The 733-nt window shown below is 59.3% G+C and carries 1 protein-coding gene; it reads left to right on the top strand.

All coding sequences use genetic code 11. The annotated features are described in order from the left end of the window. The first annotated feature begins 133 nt into the window (after nucleotides 1-133). Nucleotides 134-592, top strand: a complete 459-nt coding sequence (tnpA, locus tag RX395_RS09780) for an IS200/IS605 family transposase (RefSeq protein ID WP_055287554.1) — start codon at nucleotides 134-136, stop codon at nucleotides 590-592. The last annotated feature ends 141 nt before the right edge of the window (nucleotides 593-733 follow it).

Here is a 733-nt window from a genome sequence, read left to right as displayed (position 1 = left end):
GCTGGCCGCGCAGCGGCCAGCTTTAAACCACCCGCTACGCGGGTGGAGACAAACGGCTTTACAAAGCCACCCCTCCGACCGATATTGACGATTGTTCAGGCCGTCAAGAATTCGAGTCGAAGGGGTGGTCGCCATGGCCCAGAAGGCCTACAGCCTTTCCCACACGAAGTGGATGTGCAAGTACCACATCGTGTTCACGCCGAAGTATAGGCGCAAAGTGATCTACAACCAAATCAGGAGCGACATAGGGGAGATCCTCAGGAAGCTGTGCGAGTACAAGGGGATCGAGATAATCGAGGGGCACCTGATGCCCGACCACGTGCACGTGCTGCTGGCGATCCCGCCGAAGTACAGCGTCGCGAGCGTCATGGGCTACCTGAAGGGGAAGAGCTCGCTGATGATATTCGACAGGCACGCCAACCTCAAGTACAAGTTCGGCAACAGGAAGTTCTGGGCGGAGGGCTACTACGTGTCCACCGTCGGCCTGAACGAGGCGACGATCGCCAAGTACATCAGGGAGCAGGAGTCCCACGACATCGCGCTGGACAAGCTGAGCGTGAAGGAGTACGAGGACCCCTTCAAGAGGGGGTGATCCCGCCGGTTCGACCGGCGCGCCACGGGTCAAGATGCACTAGGCCTGGACGAAGTCCGGGCCCGCGCCTTTAGACGCGAGCCCGGGGCCCGTGGGTTATACCCTAAGAGCAAACCACCCTTTTTAAGGGTGGTTCTGATT

Origin of the sequence: Collinsella aerofaciens, from assembly GCF_032584215.1 — a bacterium.
Lineage (GTDB): Bacteria > Actinomycetota > Coriobacteriia > Coriobacteriales > Coriobacteriaceae > Collinsella.
This window is presented reverse-complemented; position numbering and strand designations above follow the sequence as displayed.

Bases quoted from the DNA above. Each gene is read 5' to 3' on its own strand.
- tnpA (WP_055287554.1), top strand. From the start codon at position 134: ATGGCCCAGAAGGCCTACAGCCTTTCCCACACGAAGTGGATGTGCAAG.